This is a genomic window from Streptomyces sp. NBC_00080 (assembly GCF_045041255.1).
Lineage (GTDB): Bacteria > Actinomycetota > Actinomycetes > Streptomycetales > Streptomycetaceae > Streptomyces > Streptomyces coriariae.
The window spans coordinates 1,841,639-1,861,132 of the sequence record NZ_CP108235.1; the positions used below are offsets into that span (position 1 = coordinate 1,841,639).

18 protein-coding genes and 1 pseudogene are annotated in these 19,494 nt (G+C 73.0%); 7 read left to right on the forward strand and 12 right to left on the reverse strand.

The annotated features are described in order from the left end of the window. Window positions 1-50: 50 nt before the first annotated feature. On the reverse strand, window positions 51-947 hold the full coding sequence (locus OHU34_RS08215; protein WP_142267006.1) for a shikimate dehydrogenase: 897 nt from the start codon (window positions 945-947) through the stop codon (window positions 51-53). Between the two features lie 150 nt (window positions 948-1,097). Here OHU34_RS08215 and OHU34_RS08220 point away from each other — a divergent pair, with 150 nt between their 5' ends. Both OHU34_RS08220 and OHU34_RS08225 read left to right on the forward strand, forming a co-directional pair. Next, window positions 1,098-1,769, forward strand: a complete 672-nt coding sequence (locus OHU34_RS08220) for a TetR/AcrR family transcriptional regulator (RefSeq protein ID WP_142267005.1) — start codon at window positions 1,098-1,100, stop codon at window positions 1,767-1,769. Window positions 1,770-2,146: 377 nt separating this feature from the next. Next, window positions 2,147-3,487 (forward strand): MFS transporter, encoded by a 1,341-nt coding sequence (locus OHU34_RS08225; RefSeq protein ID WP_230194166.1) that lies wholly within the window; start codon window positions 2,147-2,149, stop codon window positions 3,485-3,487. Window positions 3,488-3,742: 255 nt separating this feature from the next. Here OHU34_RS08225 and OHU34_RS08230 read toward each other — a convergent pair whose 3' ends face one another. Beyond that, window positions 3,743-4,366, reverse strand: coding sequence for a TetR/AcrR family transcriptional regulator (locus tag OHU34_RS08230; protein WP_405765613.1), 624 nt, complete (start codon window positions 4,364-4,366; stop codon window positions 3,743-3,745). A 135-nt stretch (window positions 4,367-4,501) separates the two neighbouring features. Here OHU34_RS08230 and OHU34_RS08235 point away from each other — a divergent pair, with 135 nt between their 5' ends. Further along, the gene (locus OHU34_RS08235; RefSeq protein WP_405765615.1) at window positions 4,502-5,410 is read left to right on the forward strand and encodes an NAD(P)-dependent oxidoreductase; all 909 of its coding nucleotides are present in this window, start codon (window positions 4,502-4,504) and stop codon (window positions 5,408-5,410) included. On the opposite strand, the gene OHU34_RS08240 is transcribed toward OHU34_RS08235, so the two are convergent. Then, window positions 5,407-5,856: a TIGR03618 family F420-dependent PPOX class oxidoreductase gene (locus OHU34_RS08240; RefSeq protein WP_230194167.1), complete on the reverse strand. Its 450-nt coding sequence runs from the start codon at window positions 5,854-5,856 to the stop codon at window positions 5,407-5,409. The two genes, OHU34_RS08235 and OHU34_RS08240, sit on opposite strands and share 4 nt — an antisense overlap. 121 nt (window positions 5,857-5,977) lie before the next feature. On the opposite strand from OHU34_RS08240, the gene OHU34_RS08245 reads away from it, so the two are divergent. Genes OHU34_RS08245 through OHU34_RS08255 form a run of 3 tightly spaced genes read left to right on the forward strand, consistent with a single transcriptional unit; the run spans window position 5,978 to window position 9,332 of the window. Continuing rightward, window positions 5,978-6,598, forward strand: a complete 621-nt coding sequence (locus tag OHU34_RS08245) for a TetR/AcrR family transcriptional regulator (RefSeq protein WP_142267001.1) — start codon at window positions 5,978-5,980, stop codon at window positions 6,596-6,598. Between the two features lie 53 nt (window positions 6,599-6,651). After that, window positions 6,652-8,043, forward strand: coding sequence for an MFS transporter (locus OHU34_RS08250; protein ID WP_230194178.1), 1,392 nt, complete (start codon window positions 6,652-6,654; stop codon window positions 8,041-8,043). 59 nt (window positions 8,044-8,102) lie between these two features. Then, window positions 8,103-9,332, forward strand: a complete 1,230-nt coding sequence (locus OHU34_RS08255) for a serine hydrolase (RefSeq protein WP_020125713.1) — start codon at window positions 8,103-8,105, stop codon at window positions 9,330-9,332. Between the two features lie 8 nt (window positions 9,333-9,340). Here the strand turns inward: OHU34_RS08255 and OHU34_RS08260 are convergent, their stop codons facing one another. The 4 genes from OHU34_RS08260 to ribA form a co-directional block, all read right to left on the reverse strand. Then, window positions 9,341-10,549 carry a saccharopine dehydrogenase family protein gene (locus OHU34_RS08260; protein WP_230194168.1) on the reverse strand — a complete coding sequence of 403 codons (1,209 nt, stop codon included), beginning with the start codon at window positions 10,547-10,549 and terminating at the stop codon, window positions 9,341-9,343. After that, window positions 10,542-11,603 (reverse strand): saccharopine dehydrogenase, encoded by a 1,062-nt coding sequence (locus tag OHU34_RS08265; RefSeq protein WP_230194169.1) that lies wholly within the window; start codon window positions 11,601-11,603, stop codon window positions 10,542-10,544. The genes OHU34_RS08260 and OHU34_RS08265 overlap by 8 nt, the downstream gene beginning before the upstream one ends. Then, window positions 11,600-12,745, reverse strand: a complete 1,146-nt coding sequence (locus tag OHU34_RS08270) for an FAD-binding oxidoreductase (RefSeq protein ID WP_142266997.1) — start codon at window positions 12,743-12,745, stop codon at window positions 11,600-11,602. Before OHU34_RS08270 ends, OHU34_RS08265 begins: the two co-directional genes overlap by 4 nt. Window positions 12,746-12,854: 109 nt before the next feature. Next, entirely contained in the window at window positions 12,855-13,514 is a 660-nt protein-coding gene (gene ribA, locus OHU34_RS08275; protein WP_028806143.1) for a GTP cyclohydrolase II, read from the reverse strand. A gap of 38 nt (window positions 13,515-13,552) precedes the next feature. Here ribA and OHU34_RS08280 point away from each other — a divergent pair, with 38 nt between their 5' ends. Continuing rightward, window positions 13,553-14,398, forward strand: coding sequence for a creatininase family protein (locus OHU34_RS08280; RefSeq protein ID WP_308285874.1), 846 nt, complete (start codon window positions 13,553-13,555; stop codon window positions 14,396-14,398). 143 nt (window positions 14,399-14,541) lie between these two features. On the opposite strand, the pseudogene OHU34_RS08285 reads toward OHU34_RS08280, so the two are convergent. The 5 genes and pseudogenes from OHU34_RS08285 to OHU34_RS08305 form a co-directional block, all read right to left on the reverse strand. Beyond that, window positions 14,542-15,555 (reverse strand): annotated as a pseudogene (locus OHU34_RS08285) (YbhN family protein); the annotation flags it as partial. Next, on the reverse strand, window positions 15,555-16,754 hold the full coding sequence (locus OHU34_RS08290) for a class I SAM-dependent methyltransferase (protein WP_372481681.1): 1,200 nt from the start codon (window positions 16,752-16,754) through the stop codon (window positions 15,555-15,557). The gene OHU34_RS08290 and the pseudogene OHU34_RS08285, both read right to left, overlap by 1 nt. Further along, window positions 16,751-17,947 (reverse strand): glycosyltransferase family 4 protein, encoded by a 1,197-nt coding sequence (locus tag OHU34_RS08295; protein WP_142266995.1) that lies wholly within the window; start codon window positions 17,945-17,947, stop codon window positions 16,751-16,753. Before OHU34_RS08295 ends, OHU34_RS08290 begins: the two co-directional genes overlap by 4 nt. Continuing rightward, the gene (locus tag OHU34_RS08300) at window positions 17,944-18,342 is read right to left on the reverse strand and encodes a 6-carboxytetrahydropterin synthase (protein WP_020125703.1); all 399 of its coding nucleotides are present in this window, start codon (window positions 18,340-18,342) and stop codon (window positions 17,944-17,946) included. Before OHU34_RS08300 ends, OHU34_RS08295 begins: the two co-directional genes overlap by 4 nt. 113 nt (window positions 18,343-18,455) lie before the next feature. After that, window positions 18,456-19,445 (reverse strand): zinc-binding alcohol dehydrogenase, encoded by a 990-nt coding sequence (locus OHU34_RS08305; RefSeq protein WP_405765622.1) that lies wholly within the window; start codon window positions 19,443-19,445, stop codon window positions 18,456-18,458. Window positions 19,446-19,494 lie beyond the last annotated feature (49 nt).

The window sequence follows — 19,494 nt, forward strand, 5'->3', positions numbered from 1 at the left end:
GTTGTCACGGGGCGTGGCCCGCGGCCGTCGTACGCAATGGCGTGCGGCCGTCATACGGCATGGCCCGCCGAGCGCTCGGCGCCACGGGCCATCTCCGCGAAGTCGGCCAGCATGCCGACGCCGTCCGGCTCGCGGCCGGTGAACAGCCGGAAGGCGTCCACGGCCTGGAAGACGGCCATGCCGCCCCCGTCCAGAGTGGCGCAGCCGGCCGCGCGCGCGGTGCGCAGCAGCTCGGTCTCCAGCGGACGGTAGACGACCTCGGCGACCCACAGATCGGGGCGCAGCAGTCCGGCCGGGAAGGGCAGGCCGGGGTGGGCGGCCATGCCGGTGGGAGTGGCGTGCACGACGCCGTCCGCCTGTGCGAGCAGATCGGCCAGCCGGTCGGGCGTCGCGGCCGCGGCCCGGCCGGGTCCGAAGTGCCGGTCGAGGGAACCGGCGAGATCCGCGGCCCGGTCGGCCAGCGCGTCCACGACGGTGACCTGGCCGGCGCCCAGTGTGAGGGTGGCGTGCGCGACCGCGGCGCCCGCCCCGCCTGCGCCCAGCTGCACCACCCGCTCCAGCGGCACGTCGGGCAGACCGCGCGCGAAGGAGGCGGCGAATCCGGTGACGTCGGTGTTGTGACCGATGGCCCGGCCGTCCTCGAAGACCACGGTGTTGACCGCGCCGAGCGCCTCGGCCTGCGGGGCGAGCGCGTCGAGGTGCGGGAGGACCAGCTGCTTGCACGGGTGCGTGATGTTGAGCCCGTCGAAACCGAGGTCACGGGCGGCGCGCACCAGGTCGCCCACCGCCTCGGGCCCCAGGCCCAGCACGTCGATGTCGATGAGCCGGTACAGGTACCGCAGGCCCTGCCGGTCGGCCTCCCGCTCGTGCAGCGCCGGGCTGAGGGACGGACCGACGCCGGAGCCGATCAGTCCGACGAGATACGAGTCCTTGAAGACGACGGCCACGGCGGACCTCCTGATCGGCTGACTAATGTACGAACTGGTGAGTTAGTCATAACACCAAGGCGGACTTTGAGGGAAGCCCTCTCACGTCACGGGGCAGGGGCGGGCTTCTAGAATCTCGACACTGCACCCACGCCGCCCGAAGGAACCTGGATGACCAGCGTCGACGAACCGGCACGACCCCACGGCAACGGGCGCCTGCGCGACGCCGCGCGGACCCGGGCCGAGATCCTCGACGTGGCGACGCTGGAATTCGCCCGGGTCGGCTACGCCGGGGCCCGGGTCGACGACATCGCCGCCCGCACCAGCACCACCAAGCGGATGATCTACTACTACTTCGGCGGCAAGGAGCAGCTCTTCACCGCCGTCCTGGAACGGGCGTACGGGGTGATCCGCGAGGCCGAGCAACAGCTCGACGTCGAGCATCTCGACCCGGTCGCGGCCATCCGCCGGCTGGCGGAGCTGACCTTCGACCATCACGAGCAGCACCCCGACTTCATCCGCCTGGTGAGCATCGAGAACATCCACGAGGCCGAGCACATCGCCGCCTCCGAGAAGCTCGGACGGATCGGCTCCCCCGCACTCGACGTGATCGGCCGCATCCTGGCCTCCGGGCGGGAGTCCGGCCTGTTCACGGCCGAGGTGGACGCCGTGGACCTGCACGCGATGATCAGCTCCTTCTGCTTCTTCCGGGTGGCCAACCGGCACACGTTCGGCGCCCTGTTCGGCCGCGACCTGGTGGACCCGGCCCGGCGGGAGCACTACCGCACCATGCTCGGCGACATGGTGATCGCCTATCTGACGGCGGAGCGCGCGACGGACTGACCGGGGGACCTATCCGCCGGACCGACCCGGCCGACCGGTGCCGCAGACCGGTACGGCAGGCCGGCCTGCGGCAGAGGACCCTCCGGCGCGCCGCCTCCACGGGCTCACCCGGAGCGCCGACCCGGGTGCCGAGCGGCGCCGACCCGGACCCCACGGCCCCGGTGGAACGACGCGGGGCCTCCGTCAAAGATCCTTCGGCGCCGCCTATTGACAGCGGAGAAACATCAGCGCAACATCCGTAGCCATCCGCTACTAACTACCCAGTGGGTTAATTAGCCGGGCACGCACCCGGCGCAGCCGCCCCGCACCCCAGGGGACCGGCCCTACTCCCCTTGCCCCACTCCACGTACGTTGGAGTTCCCTCGAAGGAGCACGCCGTGTCCGTCCCCGCCGCACCTCCCGGCCAGCCGAAGAAAGCCGCCACGGCGGCCTGGATCGGCAGCGCTCTGGAGTACTACGACTTCTTCATCTACGGCAGCGCGGCAGCACTGATCTTCCCGAAGGTCTTCTTCGACGAGTCCGACCCGGCCACCGCGACCCTGCTGTCGCTGGCCACCTTCGGTGTCGCCTACGCGGCCCGGCCGGTCGGCGCGCTCTTCCTCGGCCACTTCGGCGACCGCGTGGGCCGCAAGAAGATCATGGTCTTCACGCTCATCCTGATGGGCGTCTCGACGTTCCTCATCGGCTGCCTGCCCACCCGCGCGCAGGTCGGCACGCTCGCACCCGTCCTGCTGGTGCTGTGCCGCGTCCTCCAGGGCATCTCCGCGGCCGGGGAGCAGGCCAGCGCCAACTCCATGACGCTGGAACACGCGCCGTCGGAGCGGCGGGGCTTCTTCACCAGTTTCACCCTCAGCGGCACCCAGGGCGGCCAGCTCCTCGCCACGCTCGTCTTCATCCCGATCGCCGCCCTCCCCGAGAAGCAGCTGCTGTCCTGGGGCTGGCGGGTCCCGTTCTGGCTGAGCATCGCGGTCGCCGTCGCCGGCTACGTCATCCGCCGCAAGCTGGAGGAGACCCCGGCCTTCGCCGCCCAGCAGGCCACCGGTGAGGTCGTCAAGCTGCCGCTGGCGGTACTGATGCGCGACCACTGGGCGGACGTCCTGCGGGTGGTCGCGGGCGCGCTCGTCGCCTCGGTCAGCACCATCTTCACGGTGTGGGCGCTGGCCTACGCGACCAGCGACTCGGTCGGGATGAGCCGCACCTCCATGCTGTGGGTGGGCGCGCTGGCCAACGTGGTCGCGCTGGCGGCCATCCCGGCGTGGGCCACGCTCTCCGACCGCATCGGCCGCCGTCCGGTGTACCTGATCGGCGCGGCCGGCAGCGCGGTGATGATGTTCGCCTACCTGTGGGCGATCTCCACCGGCTCCTACCCGCTGATCCTCCTGCTGGGCATCGCCACCTTCGGCGTGGTCTACAGCGCCGCGAACGGCGTGTGGCCCTCCTTCTACGGTGAGATGTTCTCCACCCGGGTCCGCCTGTCCGGCATGGCGATCGGCACCCAGATCGGCTTCGCGGTGGCCGGTTTCGCGGTCACCTTCGCCGCGCAGATCGCCGGCCCGGACGGCGACGGCTGGTCCTCGGTGGCCCTCTTCACCGCGGCGCTGTGCGTCCCGCCGGTGATCGCGGCCCTGTCGGCCCGGGAGACCGCGAAGATCCCGACGGAGCAGCTGGGTGAGCGGGGGGCGCGCAAGGCGTCACAGCCGGAAACGGTTACCGCCTGACCCCGGGTCCGCCGCGGAGATTCGCCGCCGGTACTCCATGACGTCGCCGCTCCCTGAAACGTGACGGCACAACTCTCCGAAACGGGATTTCCGTGGCTCCCGGTTCCGCGACTCCCGAGCCCCCGGCCGCCTTCTCGGCGCCGGGGGCTCGGCCGTGCGGGCCGGTGGGGCAGGGCGGGCGACGAGTGGAAGGACGGGCAGGGGTGACCGGCAAGGGGTGTCGGGCAAGGAGGGGTGAAGGGCAAGAGGTGACGCTCAGCCCTGGGAAACGCCGGGAACGGCCCGCTCGACGGCCGCGTCCAGCAGCGGAGCCAGCTCCGTCACGATCGCCGTCAGGGCCCGGACGTCCTGTTCCGCCCGGGCGATCAGGATCGCTCCCTCCAGGGCGCTGACCATGAGGGTGGCGAGTGGGCCGGACCGGGCCGCCGGGACGCCCATGCCGGTCAGGGCCTCGGCGACCGGGCCGGTCCAGGCGGCGAACGCGACGGCCGCGGCCTTCCGGGTGGCGTCGCCGGAGGCCGCGCAGTCGACGGTCGCGGCGGCGACGGGACAGCCGGTGGCGAACCCGGACGCCGCGTATTCGTCCGTCCACTGGCGCACCATCGCGGCGAAGAGCCCGGCGGGAGTCGGCCGGCCGGCCCTCGCCGACTCGTCCAGGAATCGGGCCACGCGTTTGCCGGCGTAGCGGCCCGCCCAGTCCACGGCCTCGTTGACGAGCTGCTGCTTGCCGCCGGGAAAGTAGTGCTGGAGCGAGCCCCGGGGCGCACCGGCGTGGACGGCGACCTCCCGCATTCCGGTCGCGCCGACTCCGTCGCGGCGGATGAGCTGGGCCGCGCTGAAGACCATCCGCTCACGGGGTCCGCGTTCGGGCACCGGCATGGTCGGCCTCCTCCGGGGTGGGGCACTCGCCGCATCCTGCGAAAGGAGAATCCTATGACCGTCGTCATAGGATTCGCTACTATGACCGCGGTCATAGGGCACCGCGGTCCTACGACACAGGGAGAGGCAGGCGCCATGCAGGTCGGATTCATCGGTCTGGGCGTGATGGGTCGCCCCATGGCGCTGCGGCTGGCCCGCGCCGGGACGCCCCTCGTGGTGTGGAACCGTTCGGCGGCTCCCGCCGAGGCTCTGCGGGCGGCCGGCGCCGAGGTCGCGGCGGACCCCGGCGAAGTGTTCGCCCGCGCCGACGTCGTGATCCTCATGCTGGCCGACGAGGCCGCCGTCGACTCCGTCCTCGGTCGCGGCACCCCGGGCTTCGGCCCGCGGGTCGACCGGCGCGTGGTCGTCACCATGGGCACGACCTCGCCGGAGTACTCGGGCGCACTGGAGGCGGACGTGCGCGCGGCGGGTGGGCGCTACGTCGAGGCGCCCGTGTCCGGCTCGCGGGTCCCGGCCGAGCAGGGACGGCTGGTGGCGATGCTCGCGGGCGAGGAGGTGGCCGTGGACACCGTACGGCCGCTGCTCGCCCCGATGTGTCACGAGACGTTCCGCTGCGGTGCGGCGCCCGGCGCGCTGCTGATGAAGCTCGCGGTGAACCTGTTCCTGATCACGCAGGTGACCGGCCTGACCGAGGCGTTCCACTTCGCGCAGCGGCAGGGACTGGACCGGCGGCTGTTCCTGGACGTCGTGGCGGCCGGCCCGCTGGCGAGCGGGGTGTCGCGGATGAAGGCGCCCAAGCTGCTGACGGGCGACTTCGCGGTACAGGCCGCCGCGCAGGACGTCCTGAAGAACAACCGCCTCATCGCCGACGCCGCACGCGCGTGCGGCCTGGCCTCACCGCTCCTCGACACCTGCCACGCCCTGTTCGAGGAGACCGTGGCCCTGGGTCACGCGGGCGCGGACATGGTCGCCGTCCTGCACGCCCTGGAGGCCCGCAGCGACGCCGGCGATGCCGGCGACGCCCGCAACGGGTCTGTCGGCTAACCGTCGTTGGTGCCCTTGGGGATGCCGTACGCCCGCTCCACCCGCAGGCGCAGCACCAGGCGGCGGTCGCGGACCATGGCGGCGCGGTAGTCGTCCCAGTCGGGATGCTCGCCCGCCATATCGCGGTAGAGGCGGACCAGTTCCTCCACGGTGGCGTCGTAGGGGTCCTTCGCGACCGGTGAGAGGTCGGCGGCGCCCTCGGCGACCGTGTAGGCGCGGCGGTCGGAGGCCGTGACGTGGTACGACGCCCGGGGGTCTCGCCGCAGGTTGCGGGTCTTGGCACGGTCGTCCGTGACGGAGATCCGGATGACGCCCTCGTCCGGGTAGTAGCGGTGGCTGACGTTCGACAACTGGGGGCGGCCGTCGCGTTTGAGGGTGACCAGTACCCCACCGCGGCCCTCGGAGAGCAGTGCGAGCAGCGCGTTCTGCGTCGTGTCCTGAGTCATGTCGACACAACCGGCGCCGCCCCGGGCTGCATTCCCCGAGCCGCATTTCCCCCGCCTCGATCCGGCGTCCGGGCCAGGTCATGAGTAGACACTGTCTACGCGAACCTGGTAGACAGTGTCTATGAGTGACCCCGCAAAGCCGGTATCCAAAGAGCCGGCCTCCGAGAAGCCGGACCCCGATCTGCGGACCCGTCTCGTCGACGTCGGCGTGGACCTGGTCTCCCAGGAGGGCGCCGGAGCGCTCACCCTGCGGGAGATCGCACGCCGGGCCGGCGTCTCGCACGGTGCACCGCGCCGCCACTTCCCCACCCATCTTGAGCTGCTGTCGGCCATCGCCCACCGCGGCTTCGCCCAGCTGGGCGCCCGGGTGACGGCGACCCTCGGCGACAGCACCGCCGGGCCCCGCGATCAGCTGACCGAACTGGCGCGCGTCTACCTGGAGTTCGCGCTGGGCAATCCCGGTATGTACGAGCTGATGTTCCGTCATGACTTGTTGGAAAGCGGTCATTTGCGCCTGCGGGACACCAGCCTTCCTCTGTTCGGTGTCCTGGTGGACCTGGTCGGCCGGGTCCGGCCCGACGCCGACGCCCGGTCGGTCGCCGGCGCGCTGTGGGCGAACCTGCACGGCATCGCCCAGCTCTGGCGCTGGGGAAGCCTCCAACTCGCCACGGGCACAGATGACTTCGTACCCCTTCTGCGGACCGCCCTGGACGCGCATCTCGGTCCGGAGGCCGGCCGGTGAAGCGTTCCCGCCCCTCCCTGCCGCTCACGCTGGCGAGCAGCGTGGCCGGTGCCATGGTGGTCGCCCTGGACGGCACCGTGCTCACCGTCGCCCAGCCCACCCTGCGCCGCGACCTGGGCGCCTCCTTCACCCAGGTCCAGTGGACCAGCACCGGGTATCTCGTCGCGGTGGCGGGCCTGTTGGTGTTCGCGGGACGGCTCGGGGACCGTTACGGACACCGGCGCACCTTCGCCCTCGGCATGCTCGGCTTCGGCGCCGCGTCGGCGGGCATCGCACTGGCGCCGGACATCGGCTGGGTGATCGGGCTGCGGATCGTGCAGGGGGTGTTCGGAGCGCTGTTGCAGCCGGCCACACTGGGGATGCTGCGGGCCGCGTACCCGCCCGAACGGCTGCGGACGCCGATCGCCGTGCGCACCGCGTCCATCGGGGTGGCCGCGGCGGCCGGACCGGTGGTGGGCGGCGCGCTGGCCACCGAGTTCGGCTGGCGGGCCGTGTTCCTCCTCAACATCGTGCCCGCGCCGGTGTTCGGCCTGCTCGCCCTCGCCTCCCGGGACCGCCCCGAAGGCCGGGGCCGACGGGACCGCTCGGGTCCGGCCACCGGCGTCCCGCTCGACCTGCCCGGCGCCCTGCTGCTCGCCGTGGCCCTGGCCTGCCTGGTGCACACCCTCGTCACCCTCCCCGGCATGACGTGGTCGGCGCCGGTCGCCCTCCTCTCCGGCGCCGCCTTCGTACGGCACGAGCGCCGGACGGGCTCCCCGCTGCTGCCACCGGAGGTCGTGGGTTCGCGGGCGGTGGGCGGGGCGCTGGGCGTCCTCGTCATCGCGTCCGCGGCCCTCAACGGCGGACTGCTGACCTGCGTCTACGTACTCCAGGACGACCTGGGGCTGACCCCGCTGCGCAGCGCGCTGCTCAGCCTTCCGCTGGCGGTGCTGCTGGTGGCCGCCGCGCCCGCCTCCGCCGTCCTGCTGCGCCGCTCCGGGGCCCGCGCCACGGTCGCCGGAGCGATGGTCGTCCTCGCCGCCGGTCTTCTCGTCCTCGCCCGGGCCTCGGCGCCGGTCGCTCTCTGCGCCGGGTTCGCGCTGGTGGGCGCCGGGTTCGGCACCGTGATGGTCGCGGCGACCCATGTCGTCGTACGGCAGGCCCCCGCGGAGTCGGCCGGGGTCGCCGGCGGGTTGCAGCAGACCGCGATGAACGTCGGGCCGGTGCTGGGGGTGGCTTCGGCGACCGTGCTCATGGACCTCGGGGCGACGCGCTCACCCCTGGTCGTACTGGCGTTCGTGGCCGCGGCGGCGCTCCCGGTCTGCCGGGCACTGCCGGGCGGTTCACGGACCGCCCCCGCCGACCTTCCCGTCGGTCCCCCGGCTGGTGGAAGCGACGCAACGCACACCGATCACGGTGCCGAAAGGGGTCCGCACACGCGTTCCCTACGCGACCATGAGGTCTGAGGTCGGCCGGGCGGGGTAGGCCGGGACCGCACCTTGAACAAGCGCACCGGAGGAAAACCATGGCACTGCTGCGGCAAGAGGTCGACCCGAGCGAGGTCGGGCTGGACGCGAAGGCGCTGGACCGGCTCGACCAGCACGTCGCCCACTTCGTCGACGAGGGGCGCCTGCCCGGGTTCCTCGTGGCCGTCTCCCGCGGCGGCCGGGTCGCCCACCTCACCGCCCACGGCCACCGTGACATCGCGGCCGGACTGCCGGTCGAGGCCGACACCCTCTACCGGATCTACTCGATGACCAAGCCGGTCACCTCGGTCGCCGCACTGATACTGGTCGAGGAGGGCAGGCTGGGCCTCGACGACCCGGTCGCCGACCACCTCCCGGCCTTCGCCGACCAGCGGGTGTACGTGGAGGGCTCGGGCGCCGACCTCACCACCCGCCCGGTCGGGCAGCCCCTGCTGGTGAAGCATCTGATGACCCACACCGCGGGCCTGACCTTCGCCTTCTACCACTGCCACCCCGTCGACGCCCTGTACCGCGAGGCCGGTCTGGAGTCGGCGGTGCTGCCGGGCTCGGACCTGGCCGGGACGGTGGAGGCGTACGCGCGGCTGCCGCTCCAGTTCGAGCCGGGCACGCAGTGGAACTACTCGGTGGCCACCAACGTCCTGGGCCGGATCATCGAGGTCGTCTCCGGCCGGCCGCTGGACGAGTTCATCGCCGAGCGGATCTTCCGCCCGCTCGGCATGCCGGACGCCGGCTTCCAGGTCACGGACGAACAGGCCGGCCGGCTGGCGGAGCTGTACAGCGACGCCGACAGCGGGGGGATCGAGCGGATCCCGGGCCTGCCGCTGTTCGGCCGCCCCCGGTTCCTGTCGGGCAGCGGCGGTATGGTGGCGACCGCGTACGACATCCACCGCTTCAGTGAGCTGCTGCGCCGCCGCGGCGAGCTCGACGGCGTGCGCCTGCTCCAGCCCGAGACGGTCGACCTGATGACCCGCAACCACCTCCCCGGCGGGGCCGACCTGCGTACCTTCGGCAGCCGCCCGGCCCACGACGAACCCGGCAACGACGGTGTCGGCTTCGGTCTCGGGGTGTCCGTGGTGACCGACCCGAGCCGCACCCAGGCCCCCTCCGGGCTCGGCACCTACGGCTGGAGCGGCGTCGCCACGACCACGTTCTGGATCGACCCGAGCCGCGATCTGAGCGTCCAGTTCCTGACCCAGCTGAGGCCGCGGAAGTCCCTGAAGCTCTACCCCGAGCTCAAGCGACTGGTCCACGAGGCGATCACCGACTGACGGGCCCGTCAGCCCGCGACCCGCAGCGTGAACTCGATCCCCTGGTACCTGAGTTCACGAAGCCATTCCTCGGAGCGCGGTGCCGTCTCGGCCGCGCGGCTCAGCCCGGGTGACAGGGAGCCGTCCAGGATGTGCCGGACTCCGAGGGCGAGCGGTCGGGAGACGCAGCGTGCCATCGCGCTCTCCTCCTCGTCGCCCTCCAGGTCCAGGAGGTAACTCCCTGACCACACCGCGCCGTTGCCTGCGCCGTCGGCCTGATCGCCAGCGTCGCCGCCGTCACCCGTACCGCTCCCGGGCACCCGCACCTCCAGCGACACGGCGAGGACCACGCGGTCGCGGTCGGTGTCCGTGGTCGGGTGGGCCGCCGCCAACTCCTGGGCCAGCGCGGCGATACCGGCGTCGTCGTCCGTCCTCAGCCGCTCGAAGACCGCGTCCCAGGCCCGCAGCCAGCCGTCCAGGCGCAGGGTGCCGCGTACGAAGGTCCGCGGCTTCCAGGCCCGCGGCAGCTCGTACTGCTCGATGAACGGAACGCTGTCGCGGTTGGGGTAGACCTCGAAGGTCTCGCCTTCGACGAGGTGCTCCCGGGTGGCCTCCCAGGGCCGGCCGACCAGGGTCTCGGTGCCGTTTTCGACGTAACGCGCGGGCGAGCGAAGGGCGTTGAGGACGCCGAAGGGTGCCCAGCTGAAGCGATACCTGAAGTCGTCGGGAACGGCCGGGACGCCTCCGCAGTACGAGGTGAGGCGATACGTGGCCGCCGTGTCGTCGCCGATCGCCCGCCGGGCGCGCGCCACCAGGCTGTGCGCGAAGAGGTGGTCGATGCCCGGGTCGAGCCCGGCCTCGGTGAGAACGACGAGCCCGGCCCCGGTGGCCGCGGGCACCTGCTCCAGCACCGCGTCGGAGACATAGCTGGAGCACGCGAAGTGGGCCCGCCGGGTCACGCACGCCGCCAGCAGCGCCGCGTGCTCGGACGCGGGCAGCATCGACACCACGACGTCCCCGGGCGCCAGTCGCCCGGTGAGCGCGTCGAGGGTGTAGGCGAGCGGCTCGGCGCGTCCGGTCAGACCCAGCCGGTCCAGGGCCTCGGCCGCCCGCTCCACCGTGCGGTGCCACAGCCGTACGCCGTCGGTGTGCTCGCACAGGGCGGCCAGACCGCTGCCCGTGGAGAGGCCGGCACCGATCCAGTGGACGGTGCCCGTCGCCGGAACCAGCTCAGTCACGACCGAACTCCTCTTCTCCCACTCCGAGTTCACGGGAGGCCCGTTCGAAGCGGTCCAGACAGCGGCCCCACGGTCCGCCGACGCCGAAGTCCATCAGCCGGGGCGTCAGGTCCGCCGAGAAGTCGACGCTGGACTCGCGCGGCAGCAGGGACGGCAGGTTGTCGATGGCGATCAGGTCGAGCGGGGGTTCCTTGCGCAGCCGGCGCACGGGGTCCGCCCACTCGGTGGTGCGGTCGTACACCGGCAGGACGTTGAGGGGTGAGCCCACGTCGCAGGTGACGTCGGAGAGGGTGCGCAGCCGGCGGGCCGGGTCGTCGAGGTCCTGCTCACGGACGAACGGCGGCACCGGGGCCGTGGCGAGGACGCAGTTGACCATCACGTCGTGGGCCAGCAGGGCGGGGCGGTCCAGGTCGCCGGTCTCCGCCAGGTCCCAGCAGGTGGGTTCGGCTCCCGCCGTGGCGAACGCGGCCCGCGCCCCCCGGCCGCTGCGGCCCAGGGCGCCGACGACGAGGGCGGTGAACTCCTCGTCCCCGACTGCCGGACGCAGCGTCTCGTCCAACGCGTCCTTGCCGGTGGGAAGCAGGGGGGCGGTCAGCCGGCCCCGGTGCTGGAGGACCGCCAGGGCGGCGCCCAGGTAGCCCGCCCAGAAACCGAAGGCGGCGAGCCGGCGACCGTCGTCGTCGACCAGGTACTCCAGGTCCAGGAGCGCCCCTCCCCCGGCGGCGAACCGACGCAACAGCTCCTCGGCACCCGGCTGTTGCTTGTACGCGTGCCCGAAGAAGATGTGACGGTGCCTCAGCTGCGCAGGTCGGTCCGGGAGTTCCTTCAGGCCGAGGACGACCGCCTCGGGCGGCGCGGACACCCAGGAGCCGGCTGGAGCGATCCGCGCACCGACGGCCTCGTACTCCCGCGCCGGGAAGACGCGCTGCGGGGAGTCCTCGACGGTCAGTTCCACACCGGCCTCGACGAGGCGGCGGGCGTCGTCGGGGACGACCGGGGTGCGCCGTTCGGTGGTGCGGACCTCGTGCCGCAGCCACAGGTGCAGTTCGGTCATACGCGATTGGCCTCCGGACGCGGGGCGTCGGCCGCGAAACGGTCGGCGCTCAGGGGGGTGACGTCCACGAAGGGTACGCGGCCGAGACACAGGTCGCGGACGACCTCGCCGACGGCCGGCCCCTGGAGGAAACCATGACCGGAGAAGCCGGTCGCATACAGAAAGCGGGATACCGAAGACGCTTCGCCGATCAGCGCGTTGTGGTCCGGGGTGACCTCGTACAGCCCCGCCCAGCCACCCGTGCGGCGCAGGTCGAGAAGGGCGGGGGCGCGGCGCTCCATGGCCGCGGCGAGCCGGGGGATCCACCGGTCGTGGGTGTCGGTGGCGAAGCCCGGCCGTTCGTCGGGGTCGGACATGCCGACCAGCAGACCGGGGCCCTCGCCGTGGAAGTAGAGGCTGCTGGTGAAGTCGATGGTCATGGGGAGGTCCGGCGGCAGGCCGGGGACCGGTTCGGTGACCGCGATCTGGCGGCGCAGCGGCTGCACCGGCAGCTCCACGCCGGCCATCGCGCCGACGGCCCGGGACCAGGCGCCGGCCGCGCAGACCACCGTGTCGGTGGTGACGCGGCCGAGGGTGGTCTGCACGGCGGTGATCGTGGCGCCCCGCCGTTCGATGCCGGTGACCGCGGTGTGCCGCAGGATGCGCGCCCCGTACCGGCGGGCGGCGGCCGCGTACCCGTGGACGACGGCCTCCGGAGTGCAGTGCCCGTCGTCGGGCGAGAACGCGGCCGCGCGTAACCCGTCGGTGCGGATCAGCGGGGAGAGGCGCCGCGCCTCGGTCGGGTCGATCATGCGGCTGGGCACCCCGAGCGCGTTCTGGAGCCGCACGCCCGCCTCGAAGGAGGCGACCTCCTGCGGCGTGGACAGCAGGAACAGGTAGCCGACGCGGTGCAGCCCGATGTCGTACCCGGTCTCCTCCTCGAACCGCCCGAAGCTTTCCAGGCTGCGCGCCCCGAGCTGGATGTTCAGCTCGTCGGAGAACTGGGCGCGCACCCCGCCGGCGGCTTTCGAGGTCGAGCCCGCGGCGAGTTCGTCGCGCTCCACCAGCAGGACGTCATGGACGCCCGCGGCGGCGAGGTGGTAGGCGATGCTCGTGCCCATCACCCCGCCGCCGATGACGACTACCGAGGCATGCGTGTTCACCCGAGCGGCTCCTTGTCACGGCGGCACCGGCCCGTACGCCGGGACCGGGGCTGTCGTACGCCATGGCCGCCGTGATCCCTACCCGTCGGGGCGGCGGTCCCACGCCCGATCAGGACCAGTGCGCCACCGCGTCCAGGTGGGGCAGCCGGTGGTCCAGGCGCTCCCGCTTGGTACGCAGGTAGGTGATGTTGTTCTCGCACGGCTCGATCAGCAGCGGGACCTCCTCGGCGACCCGGATGCCGTTGTCCACCAGCGCCTCGCGCTTGCGCGGGTTGTTCGACATCAGACGGACGGAGTCGACGCCCAGGTCGCGCAGGATGTCGGCGGCCACCTTGTAGTCGCGGGCGTCGACCGGGAAGCCGAGCGCGACATTGGCCTCGACGGTGTCCAGGCCCTCCGCCTGCAACGCCATCGCCCGCAGCTTGCCGAGCAGCCCGATCCCCCGGCCCTCGTGCCCGCGCAGATAGACGACCACGCCGCGGCCCTCGGCGACGACCGCCCGCAGCGCGGACGCCAGCTGGTCGCCGCACTCGCAGTGCTGGGAGCCGAACGCGTCGCCGGTCAGGCATTCCGAGTGCAGCCGGGTCAGTACGTCCTCGGTGCCGATCTCGCCGTAGACCAGGGCGACTTGCTCGTCACCGCGGTCGTGGTCCATGTAGCCGACCGCCTGGAATTTCCCGTACACGGTGGGCAGGGGTGCATTCACCACGCGTTCCACACCGGTGCGCTGCGGGGTCTTCGTGCCGAGTACGCCAATTTTTTCTGTCATGATCTGGTTCCTAAGCAGAGACGAAGGGCCGGGAAGAAATGAGTGGTTCGGAAATACGGTCGGCGGCGTACGGACTGGTGCCGACGGACACGTCCGAAGACGTGAGGACCCGGGGCGCCGGCGTCTCGACACAGGTGGCGGTCCTGCCCGTCGGAAGCTTCGAACAGCACGGACCGTACCTGCCGTTGGCCACCGACACACTGGTCGCCTGTGCCATCGCCCGGGAGATCGCCGGGGCGTACCCGGTGCACCTCCTCCCGCCGGTGACCATCGCCTGCTCGCACGAGCACGCGGCCTGGCCGGGAACCGTCAGCATCTCCTCCGTGACCCTTCACGCGGTGGTACGGGACATAGCGGCGTCGCTGCGCCGCTCGGGCGTCGAGGCCTTGGTGCTGGTCAACGGACACGGCGGGAACTACGTCCTGGGCAACGTCGTCCAGGAGTCCTCCGCCGCGGGTGAGCGGATGGCCCTCTTCCCGGCCCCGGAGGACTGGGAGGCGGCGCTGGAGCGGTCCGGGGTGTCGACCTCGCTGCTCACCGACATGCACGCCGGGGAGATCGAGACGTCGATCCTGTTGCACGCCCACCCCGAACTCGTCCGGCCCGGTTATGAGTCGGCCGATTTCGTCGCGGACGACCGCCGTCATCTGCTCACGCTGGGAATGTCCGCCTATACCGATTCGGGCGTCATCGGCCGTCCTTCCCTGGGGTCCGCGGAAAAGGGGAAGGAACTCCTGGCGAGCCTGGCGGATTCCTTCGGTGCGTATTTCTCCTTGCTGACCACGGCAACTCCGACGGCTTCGGGAACCGAAATCCGTACCGCCGCGACCGGTGAGTCCGGCGCAGGTGACGACTCCGGAGCGGGTGCCGCGACGTCGTCGTGACGCCGCTCGTCGAGCCCGGGGCCCGTCTTCGCGGCGGCCCCGGCCCGCAGCCCCGCGTACCAGCGGGCGACCAGCACGACCGCCCCCGGCAGCGCCGCCACGAAGCTGAGCACGCCGTACACGACGGCGACGGCGAGACCGGTGCTCGCGCCGAGCCCGGCGGCGCCGAACGCCCAGGCGGTGACGCCCTCGCGCGGGCCCCAGCCGCCGACGTTCAGCGGCAGGCCCATGGCGAGCAGGGCGAGGACGGCGATCGGCAGCAGTTCGAGGACCGAGGCGTCGGAGCCGGCGACCCGCGCGGCCACGACGAACATCCCGAGGTGCCCGGCCAGTACGACCGCCGACGACACGGCGACGCCCGGCCCGTTGCGCCGCGACAGCAGTCCCTCGCGTGCCTCGGCCAGTCCCGCCCGCAGCCGGCCGCCGCGCCGCGGTGCCGAGGAGTTCATCCGGACGGCGAGGACGACGGCGAGCGCGCCCACGCCGGCCAGCAGGCCCAGCGGGGCGATGTGCCGTACGTCCTGCATGACCGGGGAGGGCAGGGTCAGCAGGACCGTTACGCCCGCGACGGCCAGCACGAGCTGTCCCGCGGTGCGCTCCAGGACCACGGCCCGCACGCCGCGTCCGACGTCACCGGCGCTCTGCCCGTGCCGTACCGCGCGGTGCACGTCGCCGAGGACGCCGCCGGGCAGGGCCGCGTTGAGGAACAGCGCCCGGTAGTAGTCGGCGACGGCCGGGCCGAGCGGCAGCCGGATGCGCAGCCCGCGGGCCACCAGCGCCCATCGCCAGGCGCTGAACACCGTGGTGACCGCGCCGATCCCGAGCCCCACCAGCAGCGTCGGCCCGTCGATCCGGCGCAGTCCGTCCATGAAGACGCCGGTGCCCAGCCGCCACAGCAGCACGCTGAGGATGGCGACTCCGGCGACCGTCCCGAAGTGCGTGCGGACGGCCCGGTTGCCGAGCAGGGCGCGCAGCCGGGAGGGCTTCGACGCCCGCGGCCCGGTCACGATGACACCGATCCGGGCCTCCGACACGGCGGCGCCGGTGCGGGCCACCGAGGGGCTGCGCAGGGGCCGGCGCGCGACCGTCCTGGCTCCCTCCGTCCAGTCGGCCGGCGGCGCGACCGTCACCCGGGGGCTCACCGTCTCCGCGCTCATCACAGGCCGCCCGTGGGCCGGGCCAGTGCCAGCAGGTCGCTGTGGTGGACGGTGACGTGCAGTTCGCCCGCCGCGCAGGCCGCCAGCCGGGCGGCCAGGTAGGCCTCGGCGCGCTCGGCCAGTTCGGGGCGCTCCTCCACGGCCGCGCCGACCCAGCCGCGCAGCCACTGGGCGGTCAGGCCCACGTTCTCGGGGCCGAGCCGCCACGGGCTCGGGTGCACCTTGACGGTCGCGCCGTGGGCGGCGAACGCCTCGCAGGCGACGGTCACCGAGTCGGGGCCGAGGAGACCTCCGCGCCGCTGGTGGTCGTTGAAGGCGGCGGCGATCTCGTCGTCCAGCGGGTCCGGCGCGCTGAGTTCGACGCGTCCGGCGACCGAGAGGGTCAGCAGCGCCGGGCAGCCGGCGCCGGCACAGGCCGCGGCGAGCGTCTCGACCTCCTCGCGGGTGAGGACGTCGAGCAGCGCGGACGCGGTGACCAGCGAGGCGCCGAGCAGGGCGTCCGGGGTGAGGCGGGCGACGTCGCCGCGCCGGGTCTCGACGGTGACCCGGCTGCCGTCGCCGGCCGCCCGGGGCGAGGCGACGGCCGCGAAGTGCAGGAGGTAGGGGTCACGGTCGTGCAGGATCCAGTGCTGGGCACCGTCCAGGCGGGGCGCCAGCCAGCGGCCCATCGAGCCGGTGCCGCATCCCAGGTCGTGGATGGCGAGGCCGCCGCGTCCGGGCAGGTTGGCGAGCCGGATCCGCAGCGGGTCCAGCAGCTCCATCGACCGGGCGGCGGCGTCGGCGGGCTCGCGCAGCTCAAGCCACTCGGGGGCGTAACGGGGCTGCTCGTCCGGCCCGACGTCGCGCAGCCGCACGGTGGGCCGCTCCCCGGTCCGGCTCACCGGTCCGGCGCCCGCTATCACGCCGAGCACCGCATCGTCGGCACCGGAACCCGGCGACTCCACCGCGGACTGCGCACCGGCCGCCACGGCGTGCGGCACGGAACCGGAACCCGTACCGGAGGCCGCCGCCTGCATCACCGGGCCCGAGCCCGCCGACCGCGCCGCGGACTCCGCGCCCGGTGTCACCGCGTGTGCCGCGGAGCCGCCGTCGGGGATCAGGGACTCCATCACGGAACCAGCCTCCTTCCGGACCGGCTGTGCCGGAATGCCGCCCACGCGTCGTGCCACGTCGGCCGGCGTCGCCGTCGTCTTCCTCATGCAGCCCTCCGGGGTTCGCTGGGAAGCCGGCCCAGGACGCCGGCCAGGCTCTGGGCGGTGGTCGCCCAGCCGTTCAGGGCCGCCCGGCGGCCCCGCGCGGCGGCCTTGAGACGACGTCGCACGTCGGCCTCGCCGAACCAGCCGCGCAGTTCGACCGCGAGGGCGGCCGGGTCCTCCGGCGGGACGAGGATGCCGGGGACACCGCCGTCGGGGGCGCGGCCGACCGCCTCGGGCAGCCCGCCGACGTCCGTCGCGAGGACGGGGATGCCGCGGGCGAGTGCCTCGGTGACGGCCATGCCGTACGTCTCCGCGTAGGAGGTGAGGACCATCAGGTCGGCGGAGGCGTAGGCGGCGTCGAGCTCGGCGCCGGCCTTCGGGCCCGCCAGCTCCAGCCGGTCCTGAAGGCCGTAACGGGCGATCAGGCCGCGCAGATGGGCGACGTACTCAGGGTCCTGCCCGAGTCCGCCCACGCACACGCAGCTCCACGGCAGGTCTCTCGCCGCGGCCAGTGCCTCCACCAGCCGGTGCTGGCCCTTGCGCGGGGTCACGGCGGCCACGCACAGCAGGCGCGACACGCCGTCGGTGCCGGAGGCGAGGGGGGCGATGTCGGCGCCGGGGGCGGCGGCGTGCACGCGCTCGGGGGCGAGTCCGTGGTGGGAGACGAGGCGGCGCACCGCCCACTCGCTGGTCGCGACGACGGCCGGGACGGCCCGCAGCACGGCCCGCTCCTTGGCGTCGAGTTCGGCCGCCACCTCGGGGGCTAGGCCCCGCTCGTCACCGAGCGGCAGGTGGACCAGGACGACGAGCCGCAGTCGCTCCGCCTCGGGAGCGATGATCTCCGGGACCCCGCAGGCCACCAGCCCGTCGAGGAGGACGACCGTGCCGTCGGGGAACTCCCGCAGCGTCCGCGCCAGTTCCGCGCGGGCGGCCGCCTCCGGGCGGGGCCAGGAACCGGACACCTGGTGCTTGTGCACCTGCCAGCCGAAGCCGGGCAGATCCAGGCACAGGCGCCGGTCGTAGGCGTTGCCGCCGCTCGGGTTCGCCGGGTCGTCGACACCGCCGGGCATCACGAACTGCACGGAGCGCAGGGACATGGGGATGATCCCGCCGATCTTGGGAAGCGCGGCCTGCGCGGGCACGTACGCGAGCGGGGCCTTGGGCACGGCCGCCTTTTCCATGGTCACGTCGGTCACAGCGCACGCTCGTAACTCGCCCAGGCGACGTGCGACTCGTGCAGGCTGACCGCGATGGCGGCGATGCCCCGGGCGCCCTCGCCGAGCGCGCCCTTGTGGATCCGCTCCGCGAGCCGGTCCGCGACGACCTTGGCCAGGAACTCGGTCGAGGTGTTGACCCCGGCGAAGTCGGGCTCGTTGTCGAGGTTGCGGTAGTTCAGCTCGCTGACCACGGCGCCGAGCTCCTGCGTGGCCAGCCCGATGTCGACGACGATGTTGTCGTCGTCCAGCTGCTCACGGCGGAAAGTGGCGTCCACGAGGAACGTCGCTCCGTGCAGGCGCTGCGCGGGTCCGAAGACCTCGCCGCGGAAGCTGTGGGCGATCATGATGTGATCGCGGACGGTGACACTGAACAACGGACGACCCTCCAGGTGCGGCGCCTCTGCTCCCCCCGGCCGTTGGCCGCCCGGGGGATGCCGTGTAGTACGGACCTTCACTTCCCCGTGTTCAGCCCGATCTCACTCTTTTCTCAGGTCAGGCGCTCTTGCCCGTACCCGACGCGGTGACACAGGGCCGGAATCGCGCCTGCCGCGAGCTTCGGCATCACGTCCGGCAACTCCTCGAAAGCGCTGTCTCCGGTGACGAGGGCGTCGAGCGCCGGGTCGGCCAGCAGCTCCAGGGCGAGCGCGAGCCGGTCGGCGTACGTCCGGCTGGAGCGTCGGGCCGGGGAGACGGTGCCGACCTGGCTGCTGCGGATGACCAGCCGCCGGGAGTGGAAGTCCTCGCCGAGCGGGAGGGAGACCTTCCGGTCGCCGTACCAGCTCAGTTCGAGGACGGTGCCCTCGGCGGACAGCAGCTCCAGGGAGCGGGCCAGGCCCTGTTCGGTGGCGCTGGCGTGCACGACGAGGTCGAGACCGCCCCGGGCGTCCTCGGGGGAGGCGAAGTCGACACCGAGGGCCTCGGCGACCTTCGCCCGTGCCGGGTCGGCGTCCACCAACTGCACGCGGACGCCGGGGAAGCGGGCCAGCAGCGCGGCCACCGAGCAGCCGACCATGCCGCCGCCGACCACCGCGATCCGGTCGCCGACCAGCGGCGCCGCGTCCCACAGCGCGTTGACGGCCGTCTCGACGGTGCCGGCGAGGACGGCCCGCGGCGCGGGCACCGAGTCCGGTACGACCGTCACCGCCGACGCCGGGACGACGTACCGGGTCTGGTGCGGGTAGAGGCAGAAGACCGTGTGTCCGACGAGCGCCGCCGGTCCCTTCTCCACCACCCCGACGTTGAGGTAGCCGTACTTCACGGGCGCCGGGAAGTCGCCCTCCTGGAACGGCGCCCGCATCGCCGCGTGCTGGCTCTCGGGCACCCCGCCGCGGAAGACGAGGGTCTCCGTGCCACGGCTGACACCGGACCACAGCGAGCGCACCAGCACCTCGTCCTCGGCCGGGTCGGGAAGGACGATCTCGCGGATCTCCCCTTCACCCGGAGAGCTGACCCAGAACGCACGAGCGGTGACAGACATCGGCATCCTCCTGAACGATCGGCAACCGGCCCACGTACCGAGGTGTGCA